The sequence below is a fragment of the Paenibacillus polygoni genome, from assembly GCF_030263935.1.
Lineage (GTDB): Bacteria > Bacillota > Bacilli > Paenibacillales > Paenibacillaceae > Paenibacillus > Paenibacillus polygoni.
Window position 1 is genome coordinate 3,943,883 of the sequence record NZ_CP127162.1, and the last position, 26,044, is coordinate 3,969,926.

Here is a 26,044-nt window from a genome sequence, read left to right on the forward strand (position 1 = left end):
GTTAGTGTGTATTTCTTCGCCGGATCTCTGCCAACTTTTTTGCGAGTGCATTCTCCATTTCAAGGTACTCATTACGCGCTTCGAGTTCCTTAATCCGAAGCTTTAATCTTTCCTGTTCATCTAGCTCCTCTAGCGGTTTTTTACGACCTCGGAGGTCTTTTAACCCTTCGTGACCATTCGTTTGATATTTACGAACCCAGGCGTAGACTTGCTGATAAGAGACATCGTACTTGTCGATGGCTTTCTGGTAATCTAAATCATGGGCGATGGTGAATTGTGCAATTTCAATACGTTCTTCGTAAGTCGTTTTCCGTCCTTTATTCATATGAGGGGATCCCATCCTTTTCGGAGTTGGTTTCATTTTCGCCCCTTCAGTATACTTGGAAATCCAGCTCTCTAACACAGATTTACTCGAAATATGGTACTTTTTCACCACTGATCGTACAGAGTGTTCACCAGAAAGTGCATCTTGTATCGCCGCCAGTCGTAACTCTTTGGAGTAAGCTTTCCAACCTTTCGATTTTTTTAAACCTTCCACTCCACCTGCTTGATATTTTCTTATCCATTCGGTAACCGTGCTTTTATGGATCCCCAGTTGTTTTGCCTCGTAGTTGGGATTGGATTCATGCTGCAGGCAACGTCTTACAACCTGAATCTTAATTTCATATGGAATTGGGCTTCTTTTAGACATTACAAAAACTCCCATCATGATAGAGGTAGAAGTTTTGTTTTTTCTACTGTCTACTATGATGGGAGCGTATCATATTACCATGAAGGATGGCTTTTTTCCTGCCTATAAGCAAAATCTTCTCCATCCTATCCCTTAATGAATGAAGAGGCTGACACCCCAGATTCCGATCCAAGCAGCGATAAGCCCTAACGTAACGGAACTGATCACATACATGCAGGCTTTGCGTATTTTATTAGCAGTAATTAGCTGCATCGTCTCATATCCGAATGTGGAAAACGTGGTATACGCTCCGCAAAATCCAGTGCCAAGCAGTGCCCACCCTACAGAAGATAACAACCCTTCTTTCGATAAAGCGAACAATACACCGAGCAAAAGCGATCCGCTGATATTAATAACCCATGTCCCCAAAGGAAATGGGTGCGGTGAATCATCGTTTACTCTTTTCATGATGTAACGTCCTAACGAAAATCTCATCATAGCTCCGGCAATTCCGCCCAATCCTGCTAACCAAATCATCGTTTACTCTCCCCTGGATAGCGGGAGGAAGTCATCCGTTCCCCTGCTTTTATACCGATAAAGCTCATAAGCAGTCCCATAACCACACTGAGCAAAATATAGCTTACTGCTAGTCCCACTTGACGCCCCTGCAACAGATGAATACTATCTACCGAAAAAGTAGAGAAGGTAGTAAATGCACCCGTAAATCCTGTACCGATAAGCAATCTCCATTCAGCAGAGATCCGCCACTTCGCTGGGGTAACGGTGAAAAACCACCCTAGAAAAAAACATCCCACTAAATTGATCAGCAGCACCGCTAGTGGAAAATTAGAAGATGCAGGCTCCAGCCCTGACTGGACTCCATACCTAAGAATCGTGCCCAGAAAACCGCCTGCTCCTACATATATCAGTTCTCTCATAACTCTGAAATTCTCCTTGTACACATTGCTAGACTAGAACCATTACAAATCTCTCTATGCCCATCCTGATTTAATTCCATTCTACAGTTAGCGTCCTTGATTACGTATACGCCTGCGGTCCTGGTTCACCTTAATTTTTGCTTCATTTCCTTGTTCCGAAGCTTCATAGAAAACGTAATTACTAATTTCTTTAGGCAAGTATTGCTGCTCTACATAATGCCCTGGGAAATGATGCGGATATTGGTAGCCGACATGACCAAGCTGTACAGAACCTTTATAATGACCATCTCTAAGATGTAAAGGAACATCAGCCGACTTTAGTTCCTCAATGGCATTCATCGCGTTTGAAATCGCCGTATATACCCGGTTCGATTTTGGACTTTCCACAGCAAATAATATAGCCTGCGCAATATTCAGCTTTGCTTCCGGCCAGCCGTTATTTCGGTAGGCATCCAGCGCAGCAACAGCCTGTACCATTGCACTCGGACTAGCAAGTCCAATATCTTCACTGCATGCCGCAATCAGTCTGCGGATAAATACCATCGGATCCATACCGAGCTTTTCTACAGCGTATAAAAACCAAAATAAGGCGGCATCACTTGATCCGCGTATACTTTTATGAAAGGCGGATAAAACGTCATACTGGGTTGACTCGTCCGCTTTGACAATAGGCCGGCGTATCGACTCTTCCGCTACCGCAAGCGTAATATGCACCGTTCCATCCTGCCGGGGAGGCGTAGTGAGCGCCGCCAGTTCAAGCGCATTCAGCGCTCTGCGAATATCCCCATTCGCCATCGTGGCAATGTGGAGAAGCGCTTCTTCATCGGCAGCAATATCCATGAATCCAAGCCCTTTTTCTGAGTCCTGCAGTGCTCTTCTCATCGCAGCTAACGAATGTTCCTTCGTTAAAGATTCTAACTGAAACAAAGTTGAACGGCTGAGAAGGGCCCCATTTACATAGTGAAAAGGATTTTCCGTTGTTGCCCCGATAAAAATAATCGTCCCTTTCTCAACAGCAGGAAGAAGCGCATCCTGCCTTGAGCTGTTAAAACGATGAACCTCATCCAGAAATAAGATTGTCTTCGTTCCATACATTGCTTTGTTATTCTGGGCTTGATCTATTACTTCACGAACATCTTTAACCGTCGCATCAACCGCATTAAGACGAACGAAATGTCCCTTTGTATGATGAGAAATAATGTGAGCAAGTGTTGTTTTTCCGCATCCAGGCGGTCCATACAAAAGAATGGAAGATACCTGGTCTGCTTCAATCGCTCGTCTAAGCAGCTTTCCCGGACCTACGATATGTTCCTGACCAATATATTCATCTAGGTTCTGTGGCCGCATCCGGTCAGCAAGAAGCCTTGCTTTTGGCTCTGAATCCTGACTAAACGAGAATAAATCCATGATGCATTCACTTCCTTTACTTACTTAAGACCTTTAATACTCTATCTTCTATGATAACATACTGCCTTCTTGAACTTGTTCTTCTGGCAATACATATACATTCTGAATAGGAACCGAGGGGCCATATTGTTTACGAATCACTTTCCTTGCTTCTATGGCAGTTCTTGCTTTTACAATCGTTTCTTTGGTTTGACCGCCTGCTTCTGTAATCACAACGTAACGTTTGGCGCCACATCTCATGAGAACACCTCCATAACATACTTATTTTTTACATTCCAGTTCAGCTGCTTGAAACCCTCTTTTATATGGTAATATTAGTTAATCGAATCAATTTCATAATACCTTAAGTCGCTTTAATCAGGGGTATATATAGATCAAAATGGTTTTGTTTGTCTATATATAGTTACAAATTCATCATTTTAATAAGTTATGAAATTGATTCAATCTAAGCAAAATAAATGAGGGACTCTTTTATGAAAATTTCAAAATATTATCCGATCACTGCAGTCCTATCCGTTAATATCATTTTATTAGGACGTTTTATTCTGTCTTACCACTATGATAAAGAAATCCTTATGTTACATTACGTTGTTTGCCTTGTCATAACTGTCACACTTTTATCGATCTATTTTAGGAGAGAATATCATGAGCTAAAAAACGCTGTTTTGACAGATCAAACGATTGCCTCCAAGATCAGGAGCTTTTGGGCAAATGTAGTCACTTCAATTCTCGGTATGGCAACAAGTGCTGTACAAATTTATTTTACATTCATCTATCATGACTCGATCCCCTTATTGAGAGAACTCGGATCAGACTCACTAGAACACATTATTACAGATGTCATATTCACCATATTAATCCACTCTTATTTACTTGTCATATGGATCATAAATCTGATTCGGCTTTATTTTAACCACCACGAACTTCAACATAAAAAGAAGCAAGTCATCCTGCTCCCACTCCATGAATCGCGGGTGAATGAGTACAATGACTAAGAAAGCCATTTAGCTCTAAACAAAAAAGCTGAGGGCGATGCATAGCTCTCATCAATGAGAATTATGATCCTCCAGCTTTTTTATTAGTGACATTCAGGCACGAGGCAGCTTATTCGCTTGGCCAGCCGTGTATTACCACTTCTTTTGCTTCTTGCTCCATGTAGACGGGACGCTCACTGCCATTCATAAGCCACAACTCGTGGAGGGCGCGCGTACATCCTACATACAGCAGTTTCGCATCCCAAGAGCTGTTTCCATAATGATCCTGATCAGCGTCAGCTACAATCACTGCGTCGAATTCAAGCCCTTTGGATAAATACACAGGCAATACAGAGTAACCGCCCTCGTACTGTTTTTTCCCATCATCAATTAAATTCACTTCTACTCCAGCGGTTTTCAGCTCCTCGTATAATGCCTTTGCTTCATGAAGGGTACGAGTCACGATGGAAACCGTTCTATAATCCTTATCGATTAGATGCTGCATCGCCCTTTGGAGCGCATTTTTTCTTGAATCCTCTCCATAATCAATAAGCCTAACCCCATCACCGCTCCGGAACACAGGGACCGCTGTAATGCCGCTTTGTACCCCTTTTTCGAGAATCGTATTCGCAAACTCTATAATCTCCATGGTGGATCGGTAACTGCGGGTAAGCGCAAAGTAATCGTTATGTTCTTCGGCAAAAAGCTGGCTCATCTCTTCCCACCGGTGAACTCCCCGGTATGCATGAATACCTTGTGATAAATCACCAAGAATCGTAAACGAGTGACCTTTCACAAACAGATCCAATAAGGCAATCTGAAATGGCGAAAAATCTTGTGCTTCATCAATAACCACATGATCAAAACGCTGTTCACCTGAAATTTCATTGACGAGTACGTGTAAGTAAACCAATGCAGGAAGGTCCTCTTCTCGCACCACGTTTTGCTTGAGATCGGCTGCCGTCGATTTCATTACTGATTGCGGAATCTGCTTTCGTATTTCGTCTGGAATGACGCTTCCGCCTTTAGCTGCCTTAAATATATGTTTGTACAAAGTAAGCGGCTCGTATTTTGGCCATTTATTTGCATATGCTTTTTCTCTTGCTGACGCTTTTTTCTTTCTCTCTTTTTGCACTGCTGCAGAAGGGGCCTTCTTCAGCTCCATCTCAATCCAGCGGTGAATCCGGGCCATTACCCGTTCTTTACGCTTAGCCAGAGGGTAAGGTTTATATTCCTCGTCAAACCATTTCATAATCTCTGCCCGCGGCAGCACCTTCCCATCCCATGGAGAGAAATCCATATCAGGAACTGAGGTCATCTCCATCTGCTCTATACAGCTGCGCAAGATGTCCATGAATCTCATTGAACCCTTAAACCTGCCCGGGACTTCATCCGTTATCTCAGGCAGTTCTCCTTCTCTCTCAAACCAATATTCCAGTGTTTCTGCCGTATCGGCAAGCCGTACATCAAGGTTCAGCATTTGAAGAGCCCAGTCCGAAAATGTACTCTGCTGAATATCTCCTACACCCAGTTCAGGAAGTACATTAGAAATATAATCAAGGAACATATTATTCGGTGCGAATATGATCATTTTATCTGCAGATACTTGTTCCTTATACTGATAGAGTAAAAAAGCAAGTCTATGCAAAGCAACGGTCGTCTTACCACTTCCCGCCACCCCTTGTATGATCAGCGCAGTATTTCGTGCTGCCCGAATGATCCGGTCCTGTTCTGCCTGAATCGTAGATACAATGTCACGCAGTTTATTATCTTTATTCTCACCTAGCCGGTAAACGAGAAACTCATCCGATACAGCCGGCTGGTCACTCCCCCGATTATAGGTATCTGCCACACGTTCTAGAATTTGTTGTCTAATGACAATATTTCGTTTTAGATATACAAGTCCTTCTACGACCCCTTCTGGAGATTCATACTCCGCAGGCCCTTCTCCCCCCGTAAAGGAATAAAAAAGACTTGCTATTGGGGCACGCCAATCGATTACGAGCGGCTGGTCTGTATAATCTTCCCGATCTACACCAACCTTGCCAATGTACAGCGGCTTCATCTGGTTCGTGCCCTGTTCTTCAAAATCAAGACGTCCGAAATAAGGCTCATTTACAATTTTGGAAAGACGCTGACGGCGCTCTTCTCGTCCTGCTTCAAGCACTTGCTCTGTAAAGTCATGCCCTGTATACACAGGTATAGACGTAAACTTAGCGAGCTGACGGTCTACTTCCTTCATTGTGTTTTTTAGCCTCTGTTCTTCTTCTTGATAGGCACTTTGAAACGTTTCCTCCATGTTCAGTTACCTCCTAAGAATGGTTTTTGCATTCGGACGTTTAACGTTTATCCGTACCGCAAAAGGAGTATCAATATAACACAATTGATGGAAAAAAGCTATTCTGTTTACCTGTCTCTACATTGCATAAAGAAAGAAGCCTTGCCACTTAAGGCGAAGCTTCCATTTATAAATTTCACTGCTTATTTATTTTACAAATTCAACTTCACAGCACCTTTAAAGGAGTTATGAAACTCAATCACAAGAGTGCATAAATAATAAAGTTGAGTAAAAACAGAGCCGCAATTCCATACATCACTTTAGGTACTTCTTTTACTTTTCCAGCAGCGATTTTGGCTACGGGATATGCAATAAAGCCGAAAGCCATCCCATCTACAATACTGTATGTGAACGGAATCATCACCATAATTAAAAATGCCGGAAAAGCTTCCGTGTATTCAGAAAAATCCATATCTTTCACGCTCTGTACCATAAGTCCACCGATCACAATGAGAATGGGGGCGATGGCACTATCTGGAATCAGGGTGAGCACAGGAATGAAGAAAAAGGTCGCACAGAAAAGTACAGCAGTCGTAAACGAGGTAAGTCCAGACCTTCCCCCAGCAGCGATCCCTGCCGTTGTTTCCGCAGCAGCTACGACAGGACTGGTTCCGAAGATACCGGCAAACACATTTGTAATGGATAGAGCACGCAGACTCCCAGGGAATGTTTCAGGCCGGCCAATGATACTCGTGTGAGATGCAATGAGTCCAATGTTCTCAAAAACGACAATAAGGAGCAGTAAAAACACAGCAATCCAAAAAGATAACTGTACAAGTCCCCCGAACGACAATTCAGCGAAGAGCTGGCCATATTGCTGAAGAGGCTCTGCTGCCGACATCATATGTGCAGGAAGTTCTGCAGCTCCCAGCAGATAAGCAAGAGCAGTTCCTGATATCATACTGATTAGTAGACCTCCAGGCACATTCCGAACAAATAGAACGAATGCGAGCAGTAATGTTATACAGGCCGTCAGCACTCCTGGGTCATCAAAATGTCCGATCGTAACAAAAGTCGTTTGATGTGCAACCACGATCCCGCTCTTCTGCAGCCCGATAAACGTAAGGAAGAGTCCAATCCCTACTGTAATTCCATGTTGCAGATTGTGCGGTATCGCCTCACTGATCACTTTATATAGACTCGTAAAAGCAACCGCAGCAAATAAGATCCCAGTTACGGTTACTACAGCAAGTGCTTCTTGCCAGCTCAAATTCATAGAGTGAACAAGCGTATACGTAAAAAATGCATTAATTCCCATACCCGGAACGACAATAATAGGTGATTTACCGATAAAAGCCATCAGTAAACATCCTGCAATGGAAGTCAGAAGCGTACCTACCATTGCTGCCTGCAGCGGCATTCCCGCATCCGCCAGAATAGAAGCATTCACCATTACGATATACACAATGGCAAAATACGAGATGATTCCCGCACCTATTTCTTTCTTCACTACATCATCCTGCCTCATTCCGAAAGAACGAGCCCAGCCATTTTGCTTCATGTTTATGTTCCTCTTTCCTTTCCTCACATTCACCCTATAGACATAGAAAAGCGTGAACACCAAGCGTTAAGTGTTCACGCGGATAAATCTAGTTTGTACATAGTCCTCTTACATTACACAGAAATGTCAGCGAGTAGATCACGAATCGCTTCACTGACCATGATAAGTCCAACTACAGGAGGGACATAAGCATTGCTAGCCGGAGGCTGCTTTGCTTTACGAATTTCAGGTGCATTTTCAGGAACAATCTTCTCAGTCACATCTTGACGCGGCTTGATCGGTTGTTCGGTAGAGAAAACGACCTTCACTCCTTTTTTAATCCCTTCTTCTTTACGAAGCTTATTGCGAATCACTCTTGCAATGGGGTCCATTGAGGTTTTGGAAATATCTGCAATCTCGAATTTGGTTGGATCCATTTTATTTGCTGCGCCCATACTAGAGATCATCGGAATGCCTCTCTTACGGCATTCTTTAATCAGATGGATTTTGTAGATAATCGTATCAGATGCATCCAGTACATAATCCAGATCATATTTAAAAAGTTCTTCATAGGTTTCGTCCGTGTAGAACATATTTAGTGCGATAGCATCACATTCTGGATTGATGAGTTTTACCCGATCTACCATAAGATCTGCTTTTTTCTGGCCAATTGTTGTGGTCAGTGCGTGAATTTGACGATTAATATTCGTAATATCCACGACATCTTTATCAATTAGAATAATCCGTCCAACTCCAGATCTCGCCAAGGCTTCAACAGCCATAGAACCTACGCCCCCGATTCCAAGAACAGCTACTGTGCTGTTCTTGAGTTTGTCGAGGCCTTCTGCTCCAATGGCAAGTTCTGTTCTAGAAAATTGATGTAGCATGGTGACTTTTTGTCCCCCTTACTTAATTCTTTTCTGCTTTGACCTTACGTGCCACTCGAATATGAAGTTGTTCGAGTTGTTTCGCATCTACCTCGGAAGGCGCGTTCATCAGCAGATCTGTTGCGCTTGCTGTTTTCGGGAAAGCAATCGTTTCACGCAAGTTTGTGCGGCCTGCAAGAAGCATAACCAGACGGTCAAATCCAAACGCAATCCCGCCGTGTGGTGGTGTACCATATTCAAATGCTTCCATCAGATATCCAAACTTATCATTTGCTTCTTCTGGAGATAAGCCAATTGCATTAAACATTTTCTCTTGAACGTCACGTTTGTAGATACGCATGGAACCGCCGCCTACTTCATAACCGTTAAGTACAAGGTCATAAGCTTGAGCACGAATCTGACCTGGATCTGTATCGAACAGGTGAAGGTCTTCGTCTTTTGGACGTGTGAACGGATGGTGTTCCGCTACATAACGTTTTTCATCCTCATCATAGCCGAGGAGTGGGAAGTCTACGACCCAAGCAAACTTGAATTTGTTGTCATCAATCAGACCCAGATCACGGCCGATTTTCAATCGAAGTGCTCCGAGTACATCCGCTACCACTTTTTTGTTATCCGCGGAGAATAACAGCAAGTCTCCATCTTCTGCACCTGTACGTTCTCTAATTGCTTCAATTTCTTCAGGGGACATGAATTTTACAATAGGTCCTTTGAATTCCCCTTCTTTTACTTGAATCCATGCAAGCCCTTTAGCTCCATAACGAGCTGCATAAGGTCCAAGATCGTCGATCTCTTTACGTGTCCAAGTACCGCAGCCTTTTGCGTTTAAGCATTTTACTTCTCCGCCTTTTTCAATGACAGAAGCAAATACTTTCACTCCGCTTGTGGATACAATATCATTCATTTCTACCAGTTCCAGTCCGAAGCGAAGATCTGGTTTATCTGAACCGTATTTGCCCATCGCGTCAGCATACGTAATACGCTGGAAAGGAGTCTCCAGTTCAATTCCTTTGGTTTCACGGAACAATTGAACCATGAGTTCTTCCATCATCGGAAGCAGATCATCCTGCTGCAAGAAGGAAGTTTCGATATCGACTTGTGTAAATTCAGGTTGACGGTCCGCACGAAGATCTTCGTCACGGAAACAACGAGCGATTTGGTAGTAACGCTCAAGTCCGCTCACCATTAACAGCTGTTTGTAGATTTGTGGAGATTGTGGAAGAGCGAAGAACTCCCCATCATGCACACGGCTTGGTACCAAGTAGTCACGTGCACCTTCTGGTGAACTTTTCGTCAGAATCGGTGTTTCTACTTCAACGAAGTCTTGCCCGTCTAAAAAGTCACGGAATACTTTTGCTGCTTTTGAACGCAGTTTAAGCGTTTTTTGCATTTCAGGACGACGAAGGTCCATATAGCGATATTTGAGTCGCAGAGACTCATCTACTTCAATTCCATCTTCAATGAAAAATGGAGGTGTTTTGGCTGCATTCAGTACTTCAATTTCTGTGATTTGCACTTCAATTTGCCCTGTCGGCAAGTTTGCGTTAACGGTTTCTTCATCCCGTTTCACTACGGTTCCTGATACGGCAATAACATACTCGGAACGAACGCGATCTGCAATATTCAGTGCTTCTCCTGAATATGCCGGGTTAAATACAACCTGTACGATACCACTGCGGTCACGCAGGTCAATAAAAAGGACGCCTCCCAAGTCACGGCGAGTTTGTACCCATCCGTTTAGTGTAACCGTTTGTCCAATATGTTCGGTCGTCAGTGTACCGCAATAATGACTTCTTTTCATTGTGATTGCTCCCTTATAGTTATAATGCACCCACCTAAATCCTCCCTGACAGGGAGGACCCCAGAAGGCGCTGCCCTCTGGACACCCGGAACTAGCGAACTGATCTCAGGTAGTGGATGGTTGAAAAAACTTACGTTTGTGGAAGGAGTCGCTGCTTGTCTTGCGTACTTGCTTTGCAAATACACAAGACGCAGCTTCCATGCGCTGAATACGCCTTCGGCTGGTACACTGCTCAGCTTTGCTCGAGCCGCGGTAAAACTATCTAAAAGAGTTTAAAACCCCTGTAGCCTTCGGCGTGTTCTGCCCTGCTTCGCTTGGGGCAGTTAGGGCAAGTGATTCAAACCTTTTTAGCCTGCGGCGTGTCCTGCTCTGCTTCGCTTAGGGCAGTAAGGGCAAGTGTTTTAGACCTTTAGCCTGCGGCGTGCTCTGCCCTGCTTCGCTTGGAGCAGTTAAGGCAAGTGACTTAGACCTTTAGCCTGCGGCGTGCTCTGCCCCTGCTTCGCTTGAGGCAGTAAAGGCAAGTGACTTAGACCTTTAGCCTGCGGCGTGCTCTGCCCCTGCTTCGCTTGAGGCAGTAAGGGCAAGTGACTTAGACCTTTAGCCTGCGGCGTGTGCTGCCCTGCTTCGCTTGGGGCAGTAAGAGCAAGTGACTTAGACCTTTAGCCTGCGGCGTGCTCTGCCCTGCTTCACTTGGAGCAGTAAGGGCAAGTGATTCAGACCTTTAGCCTGCGGCATGCTCTGCCCTGCTTCGCTTGGGGCAGTGAAGATCAAGTGACTTAGACCTTTAGCCTGCGGCGTGTTCTGCCCTGCTTCGCTTGGGGCAGTAAAGGCAAGTGATTCAGATCTTTAGCCTGCGGCGTGCTCTGCCCTGCATCGCATAGGGCTGTATATAAAGTTGTTGTAACTTCTAACGTAATACGGATTCGATATCTGTTAGTTTTACAACTTGTTGCTCACCGGTTTCCATCGACTTGATCGCAATTTCTCCGCGCTCAAGTTCGTCATCACCAAGAATAGCAGTGTAACGTGCTTTTAAGCGATCGGCAGATTTCATTTGAGCTTTCATTTTACGCCCCAAATAATCTCGTTCTGCACTGAAACCTGCTTGACGCAGTTTGAAGATTTGTTTCCCTACTTCAAGCTCAGCAGCCTCGCCTAAAGCTACAAAATAAACATCAAGTGGTTTAACCGCCTGCAAATCTACTCCCTGTTTATCTAGGATAAGTATGATTCTTTCCAGTCCGATACCAAAACCAATACCTGGCTGATCGGGACCTCCTATACCAGCCACCAGACCGTTATATCTTCCGCCTCCGCCAATGGTATCAATCGCCCCAATTCCTTCGGCTTTCAGTTCAAACGCCGTCATGGTGTAGTAATCTAAACCTCTTACTAAACGGTGATTGAGTGTATATGGAATCTCGATTTCATCCAAGTATTGTTGCACTTTTTTGAAATGAGTCATTTCCTCTTCAGTAAGACTATCTAAAATAGAAGGTGCATCTGTAAATTTATCCTGATCCACTTTGCAATCCAGGACACGAAGCGGGTTACGCTCCATCCGAGATTGACAATCCTTACACAAGGTATCTCTCATTGGATTAAGGAAGCCAAGCAAAGTCTCACGATACGCAGCGCGGCTCTCTGCATTTCCTACAGAGTTTAGCTCTACGCTAACGCCCTGAAGTCCAAGTTCACGGCAGAACTGATATCCAAGCGCAATAACCTCTGCATCAATCGCAGGATCTACCGCTCCGAACACCTCAACACCAAACTGGTGAAATTGACGCTGGCGGCCCGCTTGCGGACGCTCATAACGGAACATAGGTCCGGTGTAATACAATTTGGTTACATCCGGTTCTCCATATAACTTGTTCTCTACATAAGAACGAACGACACCCGCTGTTCCTTCGGGACGAAGTGTCATACTGCGATCCCCTTTATCACGGAACGTGTACATTTCTTTTTCAACAATATCCGTTGTTTCTCCCACTCCACGTTCGAACAAGTTCGTTTGTTCAAAAATCGGAGTACGAATTTCGCGGTAGTTAAACCGTCTGCAGAGATCCCTTGCTTTCTCTTCGACATACTGCCACTTTTCTACGACACCTGGTAACAAATCCTGAGTTCCTGTCGGTTTTTGAAAAGCCATTCTCATCCCTCCACTGCATCCTAATCAATCTTTATACAACAAAAAAATCCCTCGCACTGTTTCATTACTGAAACAGGGACGAGAGATTGCTGAATCGCAAGAATCTACCGTGGTACCACCCACATTTCGAAAGATGACCTATTACATACTCTTTATACAGGCATGAACAAAACCAGCCATTGCTTTCGCTTCAACGTGTAACGCTCGTCAGCGCGTAATGGCTACTCAAACAAAAACCCATCTAGGATTCTTTCTTTCGCCACTCGTTCTCGAGGAAGTCATTCGTCCGGTCATCATGAGAATCCTTCCAGCCAAAGGGATTCATCTCTAGGCATGTGGGGCACGGAGTACTTGGTCCTGTCATCGAATCATTTATATTACCTATTATTGTTCGATTGTAATGAACCCATACCTCAAAGTCAAGCATTTCACATCATAAATTTACACCACAGGTGAGAGATATCCATTTTAAAACTCCTTATGATGTTGATCAATTAAAAATATTGTGTTGATCAATTTTAAAAAAGACAGAAAAAAACCTACAAAAACGGTTTGTAGGTTAAAAGAAAAATATATTAAAAAAGGGGGTCATGCTGTTATTATAAACAGCACATATTAACGAACGATGTTGTTTATATTACAAGTATGTTACAATTGTGAAAGCGCTTCATTTGTTTGTCGATTCCTATACCTATCATAAAGATAACCCATAATAAAAATCATAACAAAACAAGAGCCCTTTCCCCTGGGAAAAAGCTCTTGTTGTCTTAATAAAATTATTGTTATTCAAAAGATTCTACATAACCGCCGTTTTGGCGAATTTTGTTGACTACATCATTATATTCTTCATCGTTCACCTTACAAGAAAGCACATACCGGAGGTCGCCAAGATCTGCTGATGATACATCCTCCGCATTTAGAATACCGCCTTCCCGGTTACCGTTGACGTCTGCAGAAACTACTTCCTTAGGGTCCTCATCTGTAATAACAGGTACGATAGGTAAGCCTTGAGCTGATCCTCCTGTGCCTGTTACCCCAACTCCTCCCGTTCCGCTTGCTGCGCCCGAACCTGCGCTATTCGGTACGAAGGGGAGTAGGATATGCCTTTCCCTTCCTATTGCAGATTCTAGCGCACCAACCTCAAGCTGTTCTGTCGCATAGACCTGCAGAGAAGTTCTTGCCCCTTCTGCTTCATCTTCCGTTCTAAAATACGCTTGTATCCTCTTTGACATGACAAACCCTCCTTTAGAATGATGTTCCCAGGTAAACTGATATTCTTTATTAAATAAAATCATTGAATCAACTTTGTTAGGTATTAAAAATTGATTTGATTAAATCGCTTTTAGAATTTCACGAACAAATGCGGGTTCATCTTCTGGTGTACGGGAAGTAATGAAGTTACCATCCACGACTACTTCTTTATCCACGAATGTAGAGCCTGCATTAACCATGTCATCCTTCAGCGGTGGATAGGAAGTAATGGTCCGACCGGACAACAGATCTGCACTCGCTAAAATTTGTGGACCATGGCAGATCGCTGCGATTGGTTTTTTCGATTGATTAATTTCTTTCACAAAATTCAATATGTTCTCATCACCTCTTAGTCCTTCTGGAGAAGAACCGCCTGGAATGACTACGCCATCAAAGTCACTTGCTTTCACATCCGCAATTGCTTTGTCCACTTTATATTCTGCTTTCTCTTGTTTCCCTTTAACGGTTTTACCTGCTTCAAGTCCGACAATAACGACTTCGTGTCCTGCTTTTTTCACCTCATCGTAAGGTACCTTCATCTCGGAATCTTCAAATTGGTCTGCTAATAAAAATGCGATTTTACTCATCGATATCGTCTCCTTTCTGGCTAATGTGCCTCGAAATGTAATTACCCTGCTATGCCGTTTTTATAACATGTAGGGTAAAAATACTTGGTCGTATTCTCTTCATAACATTGCACCAAAAAAAGCGATCCCCTTGGTTGACTGAGATTTAACAGCCAATCAGGAGGATCGCAATAACTTCTAAGGACGAGGCATATTTTCTCTCGCCGGTTTATCCAATTGTCTTGTTTCAAAAAAAGCCGGTAGATTGCTTGATGCCTGCCTGGCAAGGTGCATCGCTTCCGAAACACTGCTCGGCAGAAGTAAAGAGGAGTAACTCATATTCGCTTGTTTAAAAGATTGACGCATAAGAAAAGCACCTTCTTTTTAGCGGATCATTTCAGGTATATCTCCTAGTATGTCCAGGTCCTTTTCATATTAGTCAGGGTCGTTCTTTAAACAAACTTCCAAAGCATTCTCACACTTTACTTTCTAGTATCAAAGTAACAGGGCCGTCGTTTGTGAGTGACACATCCATCATAGCTCCGAACTTTCCAGTCTCCACTCGCAGCCCTTTTTTTCTTAACTGCTCGTTAAAGTATTCATACAATGGTTCAGCTACATCTGGCTTCGCTGCAGCCATGAAGTTTGGTCGTTTTCCTTTGCGTGTATCTGCGTATAGCGTAAACTGGGAAACTGATAAAATAGCCCCTTGTACATCAAGAACACTGTGATTCATTTTCCCGGATTCGTCTTCAAAAATACGCAGGCCTGCAATCTTTTCAGCCAAATAATCTGCATCTTTCTCCTCGTCTTCATGAGTAACACCCACAAGAAGCATAAGACCTTGATCAATCTTGCCAATAATATCGTCGTCCACCGTAACTTTAGCGCTGCTGCAACGCTGGATAATCACTTTCACTATTTACATACCCCTTACCTTACAGCCTATTGCATAATTCGATGTACGCTATATACGTCCTTCACTCGTTTGATCTTCTCCACAACAGACTGCAGATGATCTGTATTCCGAATGAGAATCGTCATATGCACTTGAGCCAGTTTGTTCTTATCTGTTCTGCCTGTAACCGCAGAAATATTCGTCTTGCTTTCAGAAACAGCTTGAAGCACCTCATTAAGCAAACCATTCCGATCATGTCCCGTTATTTCAATATCGACACTGTAGTTTGCTGTTTCACTTTCGACTTCCCACTCCACTTCAATCACGCGGGCTGCTTCTTCCTCTTGTCCATCGACAGACGGCAGGTTAGGGCAGTCCGTTCTGTGCACCGATACACCGCGTCCGCGTGTAACATAGCCGACGATTTCATCTCCAGGTACAGGATTACAGCATCTGGCGAAGCGTACGAGTAAATTGTCTATTCCCTTCACGCGCACACCGTTGGTATGCTGTACTTTGCGCTCAGGTGCTACTTTGATTTCTTTCCGTTCCGTAGTGAGTTCCAGAAGATTTGTTTCTTCTTGCTCCTTACGAAGTTTCTCAGTAAGTCGTGTGACGATTTGAGATGCGGTAATACCGCTAAATCCAATCGCACATAACATATCATCGATATCATTAAAAGCAAACCGCTTAGCTACTTCTTGAAGTTTGTCGTCTGTCAGCCACTGAGAAGGTTCAAGACTGAGACGTTTCATTTCGCGTTCTAAGCTCTCTCGGCCTTTTTCAACATTTTCTTCGCGTTTTTCTTTCTTGTACCATTGCTTAATTTTGCTGCGTGCATGAGAAGATTGCGCAATTTTCAGCCAATCTCGGCTCGGACCATATGAATGCTTGGAAGTCAAAATCTCTACGATATCCCCGGTTTTCAGCTGATAATCCAGCGGAACAATTCGGCCGTTCACTTTTGCTCCAATGGTGCGATTACCGACCTCTGTATGGATCCGGTAAGCAAAGTCCAGCGGTACCGATCCTGCCGGAAGCTCAATGACCTCACCTTTTGGCGTAAAGACAAACACCAAATCAGAGAAGAAATCCATTTTAAGTGACTCAACGAATTCTGAGGCATCTTTTGCTTCATTCTGCAGTTCAAGAATTTCCCGGAAGAAAGTGATGCTGTCTTCCAGATTATTTGCTCCGCCCTCTTTATAAGCCCAGTGAGCAGCAATACCAAATTCAGCAGTACGGTGCATATCCCAAGTACGAATTTGAACCTCTGTAGGCTCACCATTTGGTCCAACAACCGTCGTATGAAGCGACTGGTACATATTTGCTTTTGGCATCGCAATATAATCTTTAAATCTGCCTGGCATCGGCTTCCATAAGGTATGGATAATACCTAAGGTTGCATAACAGTCCTTAATATTATCGACGATAATACGAATAGCAAGCAGGTCATAAATCTCATTAAACTGCTTGTTTTTTGTCGTCATTTTCTTATAAACACTATAGATATGTTTGGGTCTTCCTGAAAGATCCGCCTGGATCCCCATTTCTCCCAATTTCTCATTTATTCGGTCAATAACGTTATCAATATAAAGCTCACGCTCAGCCCGTTTCTTATGCATCAGGTTCGCAATCCGGTAATATTGCTGCGGGTTCAGATATCGTAAAGCGATATCCTCCATCTCCCATTTAATCGCAGAAATACCTAACCGATTAGCAATAGGACAGAAAATTTCCAAGGTCTCATACGAAATACGACGTTGGCTTTCTTCTGACTGATATTTAAGAGTCCGCATATTATGAAGACGATCCGCAAGTTTAATCACAATGACGCGAATATCTTGTGCCATCGCTATAAACATCTTACGGTAGTTCTCGTTTTGCTGCTCTTCCTTTGAACGGAACTTAATTCGCTCAAGCTTCGTTAATCCATCGACCAGCATGGCACACGTCTCGCCAAATTTCTTTCTGATTTCATCCAGAGGAACTGTAGTATCTTCTACAACATCATGAAGCAGGGCAGCAATAATTGATATGCTGTCCATCTGCATATTCACCACGATGTCTGCCACCGCCAGCGGATGCAATATATACGGTTCACCTGATTTGCGCATCTGTCCGTGATGGGCTTCTTCAGCAAAGTCATAAGCCTCACGGATCAGGGTAAGCTCAGGTTCTTTGATATAGGCTCCAGCCTTCTCCAGTAATTGCTCTATGCCCATCTAGATTTGTCCGATTCCTTTCTATAATAAAATGGAACCCGCCGATCTTACGTCTACACAGGTTCCCCGAAAAAGTGATTTTATAATATTATGACGCTTACCTGCTTCTACGTCAACCATCGCCAGTAGATGACATAATCTGATGTTAATCACCATTTCTCCTTATTCCTCACCTCTGTACTTGATTCCCCATGATCCCTTTTCTGCAAAAATTACATTGAAAAATGATGGGAATCTGTATATCCTAGTAAAGATTGTTTTGCGATGACGTCTTTTACAGCGTGATCAGCATGATATGAAAATTGAATAAGGAGTGAAATCATTTTGCAACGCGAAATACAAGTTAACGAGAAACTACCACTAGGACAAGGCTTTTTACTCAGCATGCAACATCTGTTCGCTATGTTTGGAAGTACTGTTCTCGTTCCTAATCTTTTCGGTGTAGATCCCGGAATGATCCTGTTAATGAATGGTTTAGGAACACTTCTATACATATTTATATGTAAAGGAAAAATTCCTGCCTATCTGGGATCAAGTTTTGCATTTATTGCGCCTGTAAGTATGGTAATAAAAAGCAATCCGGGTAATGGATACTCAATGGCACTGGCTGCTTTTATTATTACCGGTATTATCTTTTGTCTCGTAGCACTTATTGTTAAGTTTGTTGGGACAAGATGGCTGGATGTACTCTTCCCACCCGCTGTAATGGGCGCTGTTGTTGCCCTGATTGGACTAGAGATCGTCCCTGTTGCCGCAGGAATGGCAGGACTGATTAATTCTAACCCGGCAGACAATCCAAATTGGGCTCCTGATGCTACCACAATTACACTCTCTATGATAACTCTGGGTGTAACCGTACTAGGTGCACTCTTGTTCCGCGGGTTTGCTAAAATTATTCATATTTTGATTGGTATCGTTACAGGTTATGTTCTTGCCTTTTTTATGGGCGTGGTAGACATCCATACCATTACCAATGCGAACCTTATAACTGCACCTACTGTTACGACGCCCTCATGGGATATTGGTGTGATTGTAACCATTGTACCTGTAGCACTCGTTGTTATTGTCGAACACATTGGCCATCTACTCGTCACAGGCAGTATTGTTGGAAAAGATTTATCGAAAGACCCCGGGCTTCATCGCTCTCTTTTAGGTAACGGGATCTCAACCATCATTTCCGGTTTTGTCGGATCTACACCGAACACAACCTACGGTGAGAATATTGGGGTTATGGCACTTACCAAAGTGTATTCCATTTTTGTTATTGGCGGTGCAGCGATTATTGCTATCGTGTTGTCATTCTCGGGTACGTTTACCGCTGTAGTCGCTAATATTCCTGATGCAGTCATGGGCGGTGTATCACTTTTACTTTTTGGAATCATTGCGGCATCTGGTTTCCGTATCTTTGTAGAACAAAAAGTAGACTTTTCTAAAACAAGTAATATGATACTTACTACTTTAGTATTTGTAACAGGCCTCAGTGGTGTAACTCTTACCATTGGTACGGTTGAATTAAAAGGAATGGCGCTAGCAACGATCGTAGGTATGATTGCAAGCCTTCTGTTCGGTCTGTTCCATAGACTTGGATGGATTGATGAATCCACCGAGAAAAATAATGACTAAAATCAAAAAAGGTATCCTCCAAGCGGAGGATACCTTTTTTTTAAAGAAAGCTATTTTGCAAAACCTAAAAAGCAGATGACAAGTTTGTGGACTGTTTTCCCAGATCCCTGTCACCATAAATCTTAAGTTCCGCCTGAGAATTATTAGTGCTTACAACTTAGTATTTCATCAAAGAATATACGTTGATATCTATCAGTTTATTTCTGCCTTTAAGTTCTTCAAGCTCGATTAAGAAAGCAGCCCCTACCACGTTGCCTCCAAGCTGTTCTACAAGGCTCACCGAAGTTGCAATCGTGCCGCCTGTTGCGAGCAGGTCATCTGCGATCAGCACATTTTGTCCTTTTTCAATCGCATCGGAATGCATTGCAAGCTTGTCTTTTCCGTACTCTAGGTCATATCCAAGTTCAATGGTCTCACCTGGAAGCTTTCCGCTTTTACGAATTGGGGCAAAACCAACACCCAGTGCATAAGCAAGCGGTGCACCTACGACAAATCCACGTGCTTCTGGACCCGCAATAACATCGATCTTCAGATCAGAAACCATTTGTTTCATTTCATCTATAGCTTTGCGATACATCTCGCCGTCTTTCAACAGGGTTGTAATGTCCTTGAAACTGATTCCCGGTTGTGGAAAGTCAGGTATAACCCGAATGTACTCTTTAAAATCCAAAATAATCTCCTCCTAATTTGAATGAGCTAGGATGCACCCTTTGTCTGAGATTTCATCCATTGCATCAGTTGGGGCGCTGCCAAATCAAACATGGCTTTCTCCATTTCAGCCAGCTGCTCTATGTCCTGGTAGTTCCTGGAATCCGTCAAATTCTGCTTCGGCGGATTTGTCACAAAGGTCAATGTACCTGAATGACGTTTAATAAATGACAACTCTTCAAACACGTCCATGACTTTTGACATCATTCTTACAGAATATCCACATTGTCGGCTTAAAGCCTCGATCATCTCTTTTTCAGGCACAGCTTCCTGTCCCCATTTGGAAACAAGGACATATATACGTTTAAAGTCATCACGACTCGGTCGTTGTAATCTTTGTTTAGGATTCGCCGTATGGTAAAGAAGAATGACATTATTCGCTTTCACAATCATGCTTTGCATGGCTGTCCATTGCTCTGCAGTTTCAGGGATGTCCAGCACAAACAGACTTTCCAGATGCTTTTCGCCAATTTTTTTGGCTGAATCGTTCCACGGAACGATCCCAACCTTCCTATCATATACCCAAATGGCCTTTTCATACAAATGGTTTTCAATAGCAAATAAGTTTTTCTCTTGAACAAGAACTGCAATCTTTCCATCATTAGGAATAATTCTATGCGATAGGTCTTTTATCATGGTATTCATTTCCTCAAGGGGTTCTCTGCATCCACGGTAATCGAACACCTGACGTGTTTTTACCCGGATATCTTCCATCATGAATTGGGGTTTTCTAGACCCATTCCATTCATTAATTTGAAGCGTCCCCATCACATCAATTACCGATCCCTCTGGGATATAGTCAGCAAGTTTACCTTTTCCAAAAGAAATAGCATCCAGCATTTTCCCATCCTGTTCAATCGTTAATTTTAAGTGAGTTAGGTCTTTGCCCATTTTCCGGCTTGCCATCAGTGTTGCATCTCGAATAATAAATTTAGGAGTCGGATTGTTCATACCAAAAGGCTGCATTTGTTCCATCTCTTCAATTACATTCAGCGGTACTTCAGATATACGGCACTCTCCGTCTGTCTCTGTAACAGGAATAAAATGCTCAGGCTTCATTACTTCCCCGGCATACTCATTCAGCTTACACTCGAGCAGCTCCAGTCTATCCCGATGAAGCGTCATTCCTGCCGCAGCCGGGTGTCCCCCATAATGATCCATGATGTCTTTACAAGCGGTCAAGGCCTCATACATATCAAGTCCCGGAGTGGATCTGGCCGATCCTTTGCATTTTCCTGTGGCAGGATCAATCCCCAAAATCAGTGTGGGACGATAATATCTCTCGAGCACTTTTGAGGCAACAATACCCACTACGCCTGGATTCCAACCTTCACCAGCTACAACAATAACATCAGGAACTTTACCATCCACTTTTTTTTGCTCCAGTATTTCAAAAGCTTCTTGCGTCATCTGCTCTACTACCTGCTGCCGCTCTCGGTTAAGCAAATCAAGTTCCTCCGCAAGATGTGCAGCTTCAAGAGGGTCTTCAGTGGTTAACAAGGAAACTGCTCTGCCTGCATGGGCAAGTCTGCCACTGGCATTAATACGTGGGGCAAGAGCAAATGCCACATTCGTTGAGTTAACAGTAGGCATGTCGACTCCGCTGATCTCTAACAGGGCTCGAATTCCGGGAAATGAGGAATCTCTCATCTCTTCGATGCCTCTTTGAACAATAACTCGATTTTCATCAATAAGCGGCATGAGATCAGCGACGGTTCCGATCGTAACAATCTCCATCCAGGCACGAGGTACACTTCCTAGAAGCGCTTCTGCCAACTTCATGGCGACACCAACTCCGGCAAGCCCTTTAAAAGGATAAGGACAATCCTTCTGTTTTGGATTAATTAAGGCATACGCTTCAGGAAGAACTTCAGGCGGCTCATGGTGATCTGTAACAATCACATCCATTCCGAGGGTTTTAGCGTAAGCAATTTGTTCAACAGCACTAATTCCAGTATCTACCGTAATAACTAAGGTAACCCCTTGTTGATGCGCCCAATCCAGTGCATGATTGTGAAGCCCGTACCCTTCATTCGCTCGATGAGGAATATAGATATCGTACGAGGCAGACAGCTCTCTCATGAGATAAATCATTAGCGAAGTACTGGATACTCCATCGGCATCGTAATCACCATAAATCAGGATATGTTCGCCTTGATCCAGAGCTTCGCGAATACGGGGAACAGCTTGCTGCATTCCTTTCATCAAGTACGGATCATGAAGCACTTCATCAGAAGGCCGCAAGAACTGCTCTGCTGTTGATTTACTATCAATACCTCGGTTTAACAATAATCTTGACATCAAATGAGAAACGGATAATTCCTCTGATAACCCTTTTACTTGTTCATCTGTAATCTTGGGCTCGTTCCAATGATATTGAGAATAAAGCACTCATTAATCACCTTTCTTTCTAGCAAAAAAACAAAACTCAGATCATCCTGAGTTTTTATTTTCATTCTTATTGTAGTAACGTGTTCGTCTCTCTCTCGGCAAGATCACAATTACTTTTATATGGGTATTCTGATTGGTAGGGAACGACTTTTAGCTGAACGCTATTTACTTGTTCAAAACGTCCCATTAGTAGTACTTTCGATCTTTCCGCTACTTCTTGTGCTTCTGCTACGGTCATACGCGGATTGACGGTTATTGTTAAATCTATATGAATTCCTTCTTCACGTTCATAGGCACAAATATGCTCCACGGTAACAATACCATGAACACGCTGAACTGTCTGCATGTAATCATAGGTATCTACAAAAGACTCTTCTTTTTGCCCTGGTATGTGACCAGTTATAAGCAAATAGCTCCTCCAAATCACGATTCCTGAAGTTACAAGAGCAGCCATAGGCTCAGCATAAAGGAGATAGAAATAATCAAATGATTTACCAATCATCGATAAAATAATTCCAGTAAGCACCAATAAGGAAGTGTAAAATGCGTATCTATGTTGTTCAAAATATTGTTTCATAATCGAACGTTCAGCGTCTTTATATGTATGCCGCCATTCGTATTGAAACCAAAGTTCAGCAAAAGTGAACGCGATAACTGCTGCAATTAATGCACTGATATGCGGTGGCTCCGGATCTGCCTTCATCATCACTTTAACAGAAGATATGGCAAGTTGGAGCCCGCCCAGTAAAACCAGTAGCGGAACAATGAGTGCTATGAATTGGCCAACTTTCTTCCTTTTCTCTGAAGATTCTGCGGGCGACCCATTACCGCTCCATACCTGATATTTTCGTGTAAAAAGAGAACCTGCTTCGCCTGCCGAATATAGAGCATCGCTTAATAATGCTCTATTTCCCGAAGCAATACCAACGCTTCCTTTTACAATAGTTAGAACCGTATTCTTACATACTTCCATCCAGAACATTACATGTATTGCTCGTTGTTGTTTGGTGGTCATCCGTGTTCCCCCTCTACACGTAAGACAGTTATATTAGAAAACCGCGCCTATAGCTATAAGACGCGGTTTTCGGTAATCCTTAAAGTTATGGAGTCGTCTTAGAAGGATTATTGTGATTTGGTTTTTGTTTGCCTTTAAGTACTGCCCATAATGGACTTGCGATAAAGATGGATGAGTAAGCCCCAAATACAAGGCCGATCACCATGGCAAGTGAGAACATCCGGATGGACTCTCCGCCAAGCAGGAACAGGAACAGTGATGCAATAAATACAGTAACTGTTGTGTACAGAGAACGAGTCATCGTTTGTGAAATACTGCGGTTGACGACTTCGTTTAAATCTGTACGTGTTTTAATTTTAGAGAAACGCAAGTTTTCACGTATACGGTCAAATACAACAATGGTGTCATTAATCGAGAACCCGACAATGGTGAGTACTGCTGTTATAAACGTTAAATCTACTTCCAATCGGAATATAGAGAAAATACTAATGACAACAAACGCATCATGCAGTAATGCCACAATGGCAGCAACCGCAAATCTCCATTCAAAACGGATCGTTACATAAATCATGATACCCAAGCTTGCAAGGAGAACAGCATAAATGGCATTTCTACCCAGTTCTTTTGCCATTTCTGGATCAACTGTATTCACTTCAAAGGAAGCTTCAGGATCGATTTTCTCGTTAAAAGATGCTTTTAAGCTGCTTTCTTTCTCTTCATTAAGTACAGAAGGGAAACGAATACTAATCCGGTCGCTTCCTGCAGAGATCTGAGGTTCCTCCGCTGCGAGTCCGATTTCTTCAAGGACCGGGACAATCTCTTCTTTGGTTACGGATTTGCTTGCTGTGATATCCACATTTGAACCTGATCGGAAATCTACACCGTAGTTAAGTCCAAAGATCGCCAGACTTAATATACCAAGCAGTGTAATGATAATAGAAAAGGTATAGAAATACTTACTGATCTTAATAAAATCATAATCCCATTTAAAGCGCACGAATTTCACTCTCCTTCACTCCGAAGTAACTAGGCTTCTTGATGAGATTTGCTTTCACAAGCAGGTTCAATAAGAAGCGGGAGAAGAAGACATTCGTGAGGATACTTGTCACAATATCAATAATTAGAACGATGGCAAAGCCTCTTACCGATCCGGTTCCTAACCAGAACATAACGGATGCGGCAATAATCGTTGTAATATTGGAATCCATGACCGTACGGAACGAAATTCTCTCACCTGATTTGACAGCAGACAGAATACTTTTGCCGCTGCGAAGTTCTTCCTTAATCCGTTCGTAAGTAATAATATTGGCGTCGACTGCCATCCCAATACCTAGAATGAAGGCTGCTATACCCGGAAGAGTCAGAACAAAATCACCGAGATAGAAAATAGCGAGTACCAACCAAGTATGTGTGATGAGTGCAAAGCTTGCGACCACGCCTGGAATACGATACATACTAATCATAAAGACCAGGATAAAGATGGAAGCGATAATTCCCGCTTTTATCGTTTGCTCAAGTGATAGTTGGCCTAGACTTGCCCCAACGCTCTGGGAGTATTTCTCTGTGAGTTTAAGAGGCAATGCCCCTAAGTTAATCGTATCACGAAGCTCGTTTGCTTCTTCTCTTGTAAAACTTCCTGTAATTTGTGCCTTACCGTCTGTCAGTGTTTGTCCAACTTTTGGAGCAGACAACAATTCATCATCAAGGTATATAGCAAGTGGTTGACCTTGAAGACGTTTTGTAATTTCAGCAAATTTTTCTTTGTCTTTCACCTGAATATCGACCATCGGCTCGTTCAGAGAGTTATAAACGACAGATGCACCGTTCTCAACAAATTCATTACCGCGAAGCTCGATTTTGCTGTATGTTCCGGGCTCATCGTCTTCTGCTGCACTCCGAAATGTCAGTTCAGCAGGTTCTTTCATTTTACTCCGTACCTCTACCTCATCCGTAACGCCTGCAAGCCTTAAACGAATGCGGTTCGTACCCTCTGTAGTTACTTCAGGTTCACTTGTGCCTAGTGCATTCGCACGTTGCTCCAAGCTTTTTGCGGTTTGTGTAAGTGATTCTCTGGTGACTGCTTGTCCAGCTTCGAGCGGCTGTGCTTCATATAGAATCTCAAAGCCTCCCTTAAGATCGAGGCCCAAGCGTATATCTTTGAGCAGCCCCGGGCTTGTATAGGCCATAACGCCAACCGTTACAAGCACGACCAGAATGAAACTGACTATTCTTTTCATGCCGTCCATAGTTCCCCCTTCATTCTCAATATTCCCATTATAGCGATGCAGGAAATCTCAGTCAATTTTCATTAAAAAAGTCCTCTTCCTTAGAAAGAGGAGCCTCGGTATGCAGATACTGTCATAAAGTTCATAAAACTGGTAGCTTTCAGCGACAAAATATCATTAACCAGTTGATGGAGTGGGGGAATTCCTTGTTTCTCATATTTGCGGCTGACGCAATTCCAAACATCCTTACTTGTTACATATTGATATCCCACTAATTGAAATTCTTCTGCCTTACTGCAGCATAAGAGTTCAATTGCATTTTCCAGCTCGTGGGCGTCCATTTCTTCAATAAATGATTCCATGGCGTTAAATCACTCCTTTTGTGCTCCTGCTTATCTATTCGACATCTTCCTACAGTATTCCTGCCTAGCTGAACGAGCATCTCCCTCGTGAATGAAAGGAAATCACCTGATTGCTAACTAACAGTCATGAGAT

Annotated in this window: 25 protein-coding genes; 3 read left to right on the forward strand and 22 right to left on the reverse strand. The window is 43.1% G+C overall.

The window, feature by feature from the left end; genetic code table 11:
• Window position 1 precedes the first annotated feature (1 nt).
• The 5 genes from QPK24_RS18840 to QPK24_RS18860 all read right to left on the reverse strand — a co-directional run bounded on the left by QPK24_RS18840 (window position 2) and on the right by QPK24_RS18860 (window position 3,255).
• Window positions 2-691 (reverse strand): helix-turn-helix domain-containing protein, encoded by a 690-nt coding sequence (locus QPK24_RS18840; RefSeq protein WP_285742199.1) that lies wholly within the window; start codon window positions 689-691, stop codon window positions 2-4.
• A 132-nt stretch (window positions 692-823) separates the two neighbouring features.
• Window positions 824-1,207 carry a fluoride efflux transporter CrcB gene (gene crcB / locus QPK24_RS18845; protein ID WP_285743785.1) on the reverse strand — a complete coding sequence of 128 codons (384 nt, stop codon included), beginning with the start codon at window positions 1,205-1,207 and terminating at the stop codon, window positions 824-826.
• Window positions 1,204-1,608 (reverse strand): fluoride efflux transporter CrcB, encoded by a 405-nt coding sequence (gene crcB, locus QPK24_RS18850; protein WP_285743788.1) that lies wholly within the window; start codon window positions 1,606-1,608, stop codon window positions 1,204-1,206. The genes crcB (QPK24_RS18845) and crcB (QPK24_RS18850) overlap by 4 nt, the downstream gene beginning before the upstream one ends.
• 87 nt (window positions 1,609-1,695) lie before the next feature.
• Entirely contained in the window at window positions 1,696-3,015 is a 1,320-nt protein-coding gene (locus QPK24_RS18855) for a replication-associated recombination protein A (protein WP_285743790.1), read from the reverse strand.
• Between the two features lie 48 nt (window positions 3,016-3,063).
• Window positions 3,064-3,255 carry a hypothetical protein gene (locus QPK24_RS18860; protein ID WP_160034426.1) on the reverse strand — a complete coding sequence of 64 codons (192 nt, stop codon included), beginning with the start codon at window positions 3,253-3,255 and terminating at the stop codon, window positions 3,064-3,066.
• A gap of 233 nt (window positions 3,256-3,488) precedes the next feature.
• Here QPK24_RS18860 and QPK24_RS18865 point away from each other — a divergent pair, with 233 nt between their 5' ends.
• Window positions 3,489-4,010, forward strand: coding sequence for a hypothetical protein (locus QPK24_RS18865; RefSeq protein ID WP_285743792.1), 522 nt, complete (start codon window positions 3,489-3,491; stop codon window positions 4,008-4,010).
• Between the two features lie 109 nt (window positions 4,011-4,119).
• Here the strand turns inward: QPK24_RS18865 and QPK24_RS18870 are convergent, their stop codons facing one another.
• From QPK24_RS18870 to aspS, 4 genes are all read right to left on the reverse strand, one after another.
• Complete coding sequence (locus QPK24_RS18870; RefSeq protein WP_285743794.1) at window positions 4,120-6,288, reverse strand: HelD family protein; 2,169 nt, start codon at window positions 6,286-6,288, stop codon at window positions 4,120-4,122.
• Between the two features lie 238 nt (window positions 6,289-6,526).
• The gene (locus QPK24_RS18875; protein WP_285743796.1) at window positions 6,527-7,828 is read right to left on the reverse strand and encodes an NCS2 family permease; all 1,302 of its coding nucleotides are present in this window, start codon (window positions 7,826-7,828) and stop codon (window positions 6,527-6,529) included.
• Between the two features lie 113 nt (window positions 7,829-7,941).
• On the reverse strand, window positions 7,942-8,694 hold the full coding sequence (locus QPK24_RS18880; protein WP_285743798.1) for a tRNA threonylcarbamoyladenosine dehydratase: 753 nt from the start codon (window positions 8,692-8,694) through the stop codon (window positions 7,942-7,944).
• Window positions 8,695-8,716: 22 nt separating this feature from the next.
• Entirely contained in the window at window positions 8,717-10,495 is a 1,779-nt protein-coding gene (aspS, locus tag QPK24_RS18885; RefSeq protein WP_160034417.1) for an aspartate--tRNA ligase, read from the reverse strand.
• Window positions 10,496-10,615: 120 nt separating this feature from the next.
• Here aspS and QPK24_RS18890 point away from each other — a divergent pair, with 120 nt between their 5' ends.
• Window positions 10,616-10,771, forward strand: coding sequence for a hypothetical protein (locus QPK24_RS18890; RefSeq protein ID WP_285743801.1), 156 nt, complete (start codon window positions 10,616-10,618; stop codon window positions 10,769-10,771).
• Window positions 10,772-10,944: 173 nt separating this feature from the next.
• Here QPK24_RS18890 and QPK24_RS18895 read toward each other — a convergent pair whose 3' ends face one another.
• The 7 genes from QPK24_RS18895 to QPK24_RS18925 form a co-directional block, all read right to left on the reverse strand.
• On the reverse strand, window positions 10,945-11,079 hold the full coding sequence (locus tag QPK24_RS18895) for a hypothetical protein (RefSeq protein ID WP_285743803.1): 135 nt from the start codon (window positions 11,077-11,079) through the stop codon (window positions 10,945-10,947).
• A gap of 323 nt (window positions 11,080-11,402) precedes the next feature.
• On the reverse strand, window positions 11,403-12,647 hold the full coding sequence (hisS, locus tag QPK24_RS18900; protein WP_285743805.1) for a histidine--tRNA ligase: 1,245 nt from the start codon (window positions 12,645-12,647) through the stop codon (window positions 11,403-11,405).
• A 782-nt stretch (window positions 12,648-13,429) separates the two neighbouring features.
• Entirely contained in the window at window positions 13,430-13,879 is a 450-nt protein-coding gene (locus QPK24_RS18905; protein ID WP_285743807.1) for a hypothetical protein, read from the reverse strand.
• Window positions 13,880-13,978: 99 nt separating this feature from the next.
• Window positions 13,979-14,485: a type 1 glutamine amidotransferase domain-containing protein gene (locus tag QPK24_RS18910; protein WP_213534354.1), complete on the reverse strand. Its 507-nt coding sequence runs from the start codon at window positions 14,483-14,485 to the stop codon at window positions 13,979-13,981.
• Window positions 14,486-14,662: 177 nt separating this feature from the next.
• A complete protein-coding gene (locus QPK24_RS18915) occupies window positions 14,663-14,830 on the reverse strand; it encodes a hypothetical protein (RefSeq protein ID WP_213534356.1) in 168 nt (55 codons plus the stop codon).
• A 109-nt stretch (window positions 14,831-14,939) separates the two neighbouring features.
• On the reverse strand, window positions 14,940-15,383 hold the full coding sequence (gene dtd / locus QPK24_RS18920) for a D-aminoacyl-tRNA deacylase (protein WP_213534358.1): 444 nt from the start codon (window positions 15,381-15,383) through the stop codon (window positions 14,940-14,942).
• A gap of 26 nt (window positions 15,384-15,409) precedes the next feature.
• Complete coding sequence (locus tag QPK24_RS18925; protein ID WP_285743813.1) at window positions 15,410-17,587, reverse strand: RelA/SpoT family protein; 2,178 nt, start codon at window positions 17,585-17,587, stop codon at window positions 15,410-15,412.
• Between the two features lie 324 nt (window positions 17,588-17,911).
• Here QPK24_RS18925 and uraA point away from each other — a divergent pair, with 324 nt between their 5' ends.
• Entirely contained in the window at window positions 17,912-19,210 is a 1,299-nt protein-coding gene (gene uraA / locus QPK24_RS18930; protein ID WP_285743815.1) for a uracil permease, read from the forward strand.
• Window positions 19,211-19,367: 157 nt separating this feature from the next.
• Here uraA and QPK24_RS18935 read toward each other — a convergent pair whose 3' ends face one another.
• The 6 genes from QPK24_RS18935 to QPK24_RS18960 form a co-directional block, all read right to left on the reverse strand.
• Entirely contained in the window at window positions 19,368-19,880 is a 513-nt protein-coding gene (locus tag QPK24_RS18935) for an adenine phosphoribosyltransferase (RefSeq protein WP_285743817.1), read from the reverse strand.
• Between the two features lie 26 nt (window positions 19,881-19,906).
• The gene (gene recJ, locus QPK24_RS18940; RefSeq protein ID WP_285743819.1) at window positions 19,907-22,309 is read right to left on the reverse strand and encodes a single-stranded-DNA-specific exonuclease RecJ; all 2,403 of its coding nucleotides are present in this window, start codon (window positions 22,307-22,309) and stop codon (window positions 19,907-19,909) included.
• A 67-nt stretch (window positions 22,310-22,376) separates the two neighbouring features.
• Window positions 22,377-23,324 (reverse strand): cation efflux transmembrane domain-containing protein, encoded by a 948-nt coding sequence (locus QPK24_RS18945; protein WP_285743821.1) that lies wholly within the window; start codon window positions 23,322-23,324, stop codon window positions 22,377-22,379.
• Between the two features lie 85 nt (window positions 23,325-23,409).
• Complete coding sequence (gene secF, locus QPK24_RS18950) at window positions 23,410-24,321, reverse strand: protein translocase subunit SecF (protein ID WP_285743824.1); 912 nt, start codon at window positions 24,319-24,321, stop codon at window positions 23,410-23,412.
• On the reverse strand, window positions 24,311-25,561 hold the full coding sequence (gene secD, locus QPK24_RS18955) for a protein translocase subunit SecD (RefSeq protein WP_285743826.1): 1,251 nt from the start codon (window positions 25,559-25,561) through the stop codon (window positions 24,311-24,313). The genes secF and secD overlap by 11 nt, the downstream gene beginning before the upstream one ends.
• 89 nt (window positions 25,562-25,650) lie before the next feature.
• Entirely contained in the window at window positions 25,651-25,911 is a 261-nt protein-coding gene (locus tag QPK24_RS18960; protein ID WP_285743828.1) for a post-transcriptional regulator, read from the reverse strand.
• Between the last annotated feature and the right edge of the window lie 133 nt (window positions 25,912-26,044).

What these genes read in the sequence shown, in the direction of transcription:
- QPK24_RS18875 (WP_285743796.1), bottom strand. Translation starts at nt 7,828, where the DNA reads ATGAAGCAAAATGGCTGGGCTCGTTCTTTCGGAATGAGGCAGGATGAT.
- QPK24_RS18915 (WP_213534356.1), bottom strand. Translation starts at nt 14,830, where the DNA reads ATGCGTCAATCTTTTAAACAAGCGAATATGAGTTACTCCTCTTTACTT.
- QPK24_RS18880 (WP_285743798.1), bottom strand. Translation starts at nt 8,694, where the DNA reads ATGCTACATCAATTTTCTAGAACAGAACTTGCCATTGGAGCAGAAGGC.
- secD (WP_285743826.1), bottom strand. Translation starts at nt 25,561, where the DNA reads ATGAAAAGAATAGTCAGTTTCATTCTGGTCGTGCTTGTAACGGTTGGC.
- aspS (WP_160034417.1), bottom strand. Translation starts at nt 10,495, where the DNA reads ATGAAAAGAAGTCATTATTGCGGTACACTGACGACCGAACATATTGGA.
- crcB (WP_285743788.1), bottom strand. Translation starts at nt 1,608, where the DNA reads ATGAGAGAACTGATATATGTAGGAGCAGGCGGTTTTCTGGGCACGATT.
- QPK24_RS18855 (WP_285743790.1), bottom strand. Translation starts at nt 3,015, where the DNA reads ATGGATTTATTCTCGTTTAGTCAGGATTCAGAGCCAAAAGCAAGGCTT.
- QPK24_RS18865 (WP_285743792.1), top strand. Translation starts at nt 3,489, where the DNA reads ATGAAAATTTCAAAATATTATCCGATCACTGCAGTCCTATCCGTTAAT.
- QPK24_RS18870 (WP_285743794.1), bottom strand. Translation starts at nt 6,288, where the DNA reads ATGGAGGAAACGTTTCAAAGTGCCTATCAAGAAGAAGAACAGAGGCTA.
- QPK24_RS18960 (WP_285743828.1), bottom strand. Translation starts at nt 25,911, where the DNA reads ATGGAATCATTTATTGAAGAAATGGACGCCCACGAGCTGGAAAATGCA.
- QPK24_RS18840 (WP_285742199.1), bottom strand. Translation starts at nt 691, where the DNA reads ATGTCTAAAAGAAGCCCAATTCCATATGAAATTAAGATTCAGGTTGTA.
- hisS (WP_285743805.1), bottom strand. Translation starts at nt 12,647, where the DNA reads ATGGCTTTTCAAAAACCGACAGGAACTCAGGATTTGTTACCAGGTGTC.
- QPK24_RS18910 (WP_213534354.1), bottom strand. Translation starts at nt 14,485, where the DNA reads ATGAGTAAAATCGCATTTTTATTAGCAGACCAATTTGAAGATTCCGAG.
- QPK24_RS18905 (WP_285743807.1), bottom strand. Translation starts at nt 13,879, where the DNA reads ATGTCAAAGAGGATACAAGCGTATTTTAGAACGGAAGATGAAGCAGAA.
- crcB (WP_285743785.1), bottom strand. Translation starts at nt 1,207, where the DNA reads ATGATTTGGTTAGCAGGATTGGGCGGAATTGCCGGAGCTATGATGAGA.
- QPK24_RS18945 (WP_285743821.1), bottom strand. Translation starts at nt 23,324, where the DNA reads ATGACCACCAAACAACAACGAGCAATACATGTAATGTTCTGGATGGAA.
- QPK24_RS18860 (WP_160034426.1), bottom strand. Translation starts at nt 3,255, where the DNA reads ATGAGATGTGGCGCCAAACGTTACGTTGTGATTACAGAAGCAGGCGGT.
- QPK24_RS18925 (WP_285743813.1), bottom strand. Translation starts at nt 17,587, where the DNA reads ATGGGCATAGAGCAATTACTGGAGAAGGCTGGAGCCTATATCAAAGAA.